Raw genomic sequence first — 4,309 nt, forward strand, 5'->3', positions numbered from 1 at the left:
CTCCCGCCGCCATCGGACGAGGCTCGGCCACGTTTGCGGTCTGGCCCAGGCCGGCTAAGGCATCGAATTCGCCGAGGAAAGCAATCCCCGGCTTGCCGCTGCCGAATTCGCCGATGAAGGCCGTTTCCATGGCTGCGATGCCGCGTCGCACAACAAAGCCGTTTTCCTCGAGTGTCCTTGCCAGCAGTTGCGACGAACACCGCTCCTCGAACTTCAGCTCCGCGAAATCCCAGATACTGTCGCTGAGAGCGATATAATCCGGCTTCATCTTTTCGACCGTCGCGGCAATGGAGCTGATCGCGTCAAGATTCATGGCATTTCCTCGCTGTCTGTCCTGCCGCCACAGGCGACATGTTGCACCCGACCCGGCAGGACTGCCTGTCGGATCTTCTGTTGACCGTCGAAGCGGTGTGGCGGCGCCCCACCGGGCGCGGCAATTCAGGCTCAATTGTCGAGCGAAACTTCCCAAAGGCGGGCATTCGATTGCCAGACGGGCTGGCCCTTCAGCTTCTTGGTCGCGCCCCAGACATCGACCATGTCATAGAGGAAGATGCCCGGCATTTCCTTGAGCATCAGCGTGTGAAACTCGTCGAAGATCGCCTGACGCTTCGTCTGGTCGGACTCCGCATAGGCGGCCTTCATCAGTTCGATGGCCTTCGGGTGATCCCACATCAAAGAAGCGTTCTTATCCTTGTTACCGACATAGAAGCCGTACATCAGCGCCGGATCGAGCCGCGGCGCGACCGATTGCGAGATGACCTGATAGTTGCCGGACCGGCGACGATCGACCTGTGTCGCGTAGTCCAGCACCTCGATCTGCACATTAAGACCTGCCTGCTGCATCATGGCCTGCGCCATGACCGCGGCCGGGAAGCTTGGCACGTTGCTGCGCTTGTTGGCGATGATGGTAATCGGCTCGCCCTTGTAGCCGGCCGCCGCGAGCTCCTTCTTCGCGGCCTCAAGGTCGTAGGGAAGACGCTTCTTCTGGACATCGTCGAAATAGAGCGAGTCTTCCGAAACCATGGCACCGTTGGCTGCGCCAGTGCCATTGGAGGCTGCCTCGACGAGCTGGTCTAGATCGAGTGCCATCGCCATGGCGCGGCGCACGCCGGGATTGCTCAGAACCTTGTCGCGCGTCTGGATGTAGAAGAGGTTTTTGCCGTTGTTGCGGGTCACGATCAGCTGCATCGTGTCGCTTGTCTTGAATTCGGGAATGAGATCCGGCGAAATCTCCGCGGTATCGAGCACGCCGGACTGAAGGCCGGCCTTTACGGTCGAGGCATCGGGAATGACCATGAACTTGATGCCATCGACGAGAGGACGCTTGGAGCCGACCATGCCGTCGGGCTTTCCGTCGTTTTGGGGCGAGACATAATCGTTGAACTTGGCGAGATGGATATATTCGCCCTTCTTCCATTCGTCCCATTTGAAGGGACCGGTACCGATCGGCTTGATGAAGCTTCCGTCCGGGCTGACCGATTCCGGGGAGATCATCCCGGTGTAACCGCATTCGGGGCGCGACATCAGGCCAAGGAAAACCGCGGATGGCTTTTCCAGCGTGATGGTGACGGTCGAAGCATCGACTGCCTTGACCCCCGTAACGTGCACGTTGCCGCTACCGTCGAAATCAGGAAGGCAGGTCCATTTCGTTTCGGGCTTGAGATAACGGTTCCAGTTCCAAACGACGTCATCGGCGGTCAATTTCTTGCCGTCGTGGAATTTGACGTCGTCACGCAGTTTGAAGCTATAGGGCAGCCCATCCGCCGAGACTTCGAAGCTCTTTGCCACCAGCGGCTTGACCTCGCCGTTGTTGGCATAGCCGACGAGCCCTTCGACGATATGCAGGATGACGCCATCGGTATTGCCGTCGCGATTGACGCCCGGATTATTGCTGCGCAGGTCGGAGCTTTGAGCCACGACGATGTCGCGGGCTTCGACCAGGCCGGTCATCGCCATTAACATGGTCCCTGCAAGAAGAAGCTTATGCATTGTTCTACCCTCTTTTTATGGATCGTTAGGATTGGAATTCATCCCAGCAGGCGCGTGAAAGCCTGCCGATGGTTTCAAGCGCGACCGTATAGCCAGGGGTGCCGTCCGGCATTTCCTGCGGCACGTCGTCGGTATAGGCGGCAATGATGTAGAAGGGGGAACCGTCGCGATAGACGATACCGGCATTCATGCGGCCCCGCTTTCCCGTACCGCCCTTATGTGCGACGACAACCCCGAACGGCAGCCTGGAGGGGATGGCATAGCGCAGGATCTGGTTCTTCAGGGTTTGAAGCGCATAGGCGCACAACGCCTGCGAAGAGCCGAGTCGGTCCGCGGCCTCCCGCGAATTTTGCGCATCCAGGATGGTCTGCAGCAGATAGACCTGGTCCCGCGCCGTCGTCGTGGTGACGGCCTTCAATGAATGATCGGGCGACAGCGCCAAGGGAGGGATGAGGAAGCGATGGTTGGTCTCCGTCATGCCGATCGACTTGCAATAGCCGTCGACCTCTTCGAGCGTCAGCCTTTCGAAGACCATCTTGGTGCAGACATTGTCGCTCAGCACCATCATGCCGGTGATGGCATCGCGCAGCGATATGACGATACCGGGTGTCAGGTAGCGGAACATCCCGCTCGCCACTTCCTCTGCAAAACGCTTTTCGTAAATGATCCGTTCGTCCAGATCCAGGCGGCCTTCATGGGCGGCCTTCAAGGCTGCCATCATGATCGAGGTCTTTCGGGTGCTGGCGGAGGGAGTTTCCTCGTCCGCGCGCCTGACGATCGTTTCACCGCTTGCAAGCGCATGCACCATGAAGCGCGTTACGAAAGGCTGGGCATCGCAGATCGCGTTCAATCGTTCCACGAGCTTTCCAGATGCAATCACGGTCGTCATGTCAGTTCTCCAGGCGCCATTTGAGGGTCACACCGCCCTGCGCATTGTGGTCCAGGGCGGGGATGGCCGAGAGAAGCCTTTGCGTATAGGCCTCCTTCGGGCTGTCGAAAACCGTATCGCGGTCGCCCTCCTCGATGATCCGGCCGTCCTGCATGACGACGACGCGATCGGCCACCTGCTCGACCACGCCGAGATCATGGCTGATGAAGAGGCAGGAAAAGCCGTAGCGTTTTTGCAGATCGGACAGGAGTTCGAGCACCTGCGCCCTGACCGTCACGTCGAGGGCCGATACCGGTTCGTCTGCGATCAGGAATTTCGGCCGGCGCGCAATGGCGCGGGCGATCGCCACGCGCTGACGCTGGCCGCCCGAAAGCTCGTGCGGGTAGCGCTCGCCATAGTCGGCCCCAAGGCCGACTTCCTCCAGCGTCTCCAGGGCGCGCTTGCGCTTTGCCGTCGCGTTAAGATCGGGAACGAGCCGCAGCGCTTCTTCCACAAGCGCGACGATGGTCATGCGCGGGTTCAGCGAGGAATAAGGATCCTGAAACACCATCTGGCAATTCAGACGATAGTCCATCCAGTCGTCGTCGCGGCTGCGTCCCTTGAAGCGGATATCGCCTTCGCTCTCCCGGACCAGTCCGGCAATGGTGCGGCCGAGCGTGGTCTTGCCGGAACCTGAACCGCCGACCAGTGCAACGACTTCGCCCTCGTGGATATCGATGCTGACGCCATTGAGCGCCCGTTTTGGCGTTGCCTTCTTCATCAGCGACCGCCGGCCCCCATAGTCGACGACGATATCACGCGCCGAGACCATTGGCGCCTTGGTCTTGTCGATCATCCGCGTCTGTCCGCGAAACGGCAGGGAGGAAAGCAGTTTCTTCGTATAGGCACGCTGCGGTGCGTCGAGCAGATCGGCGGTGCGTCCTTCTTCGACGATTACGCCCTTTTCCATGACGACGATGCGGTTCGTGTAGCGGGCGACCATCGGCAGGTCGTGACTGATCAGCAGCACGGCCGTGCCTTCGGCCTGTGTCAGTTCCACCATCAATTCCATGACATCGCGCTGGATCACGGCATCGAGCGCAGTCGTCGGCTCGTCGGCGATCAACAGCGCCGGTTTCAGCAGCATGACCGATGCCAGCATGATGCGCTGGCGCATACCGCCCGAGAATTCATGCGGATAGGAAGTGAGCGCCCCGGCGGGGTCGCGGATCCCGACCCGATCCAGCATGCCGAGGATACGGCTGCGCCGTTCTGCCTGCGAAAGTTTCGTATGAAGCTGCAACCCTTCTTCGAGTTGGCGGCCGACGGTCATCGAGGGATTGAGCGAGGTCATCGGCTCCTGGAAGACGACACCGATTTCTGCACCACGCAATTGGCGCAATTGCGCGCCGTTCATGGAAAGCACGTCGCGTCCCTTGTAGGCAACGGAGC

3 protein-coding genes and 1 pseudogene are annotated in these 4,309 nt (G+C 60.0%); all 4 read right to left on the reverse strand.

Annotation, left to right across the window (positions count from 1 at the left end):
* A pseudogene (locus tag C9413_RS28495) lies at nt 1–313 on the reverse strand (amidohydrolase); the annotation flags it as partial.
* A gap of 131 nt (nt 314–444) precedes the next feature.
* On the reverse strand, nt 445–1,989 hold the full coding sequence (locus tag C9413_RS28500) for an ABC transporter substrate-binding protein (RefSeq protein WP_170251236.1): 1,545 nt from the start codon (nt 1,987–1,989) through the stop codon (nt 445–447).
* 25 nt (nt 1,990–2,014) lie between these two features.
* Entirely contained in the window at nt 2,015–2,878 is an 864-nt protein-coding gene (locus C9413_RS28505) for a serine hydrolase (RefSeq protein WP_040114781.1), read from the reverse strand.
* A gap of 1 nt (nt 2,879) precedes the next feature.
* Nucleotides 2,880–4,309 (reverse strand): ABC transporter ATP-binding protein (locus tag C9413_RS28510; protein ID WP_170251237.1); only part of this gene is annotated, 1,430 nt, incomplete at its 5' end.

The sequence above is a fragment of the Rhizobium sp. SEMIA 4085 genome (assembly GCF_013004495.1).
Lineage (GTDB): Bacteria > Pseudomonadota > Alphaproteobacteria > Rhizobiales > Rhizobiaceae > Rhizobium > Rhizobium gallicum.

Coding starts and splice junctions, on each gene's coding strand:
- C9413_RS28500 (WP_170251236.1), bottom strand. CDS start 1,989: ATGCATAAGCTTCTTCTTGCAGGGACCATGTTAATGGCGATGACCGGC.
- C9413_RS28505 (WP_040114781.1), bottom strand. CDS start 2,878: ATGACGACCGTGATTGCATCTGGAAAGCTCGTGGAACGATTGAACGCG.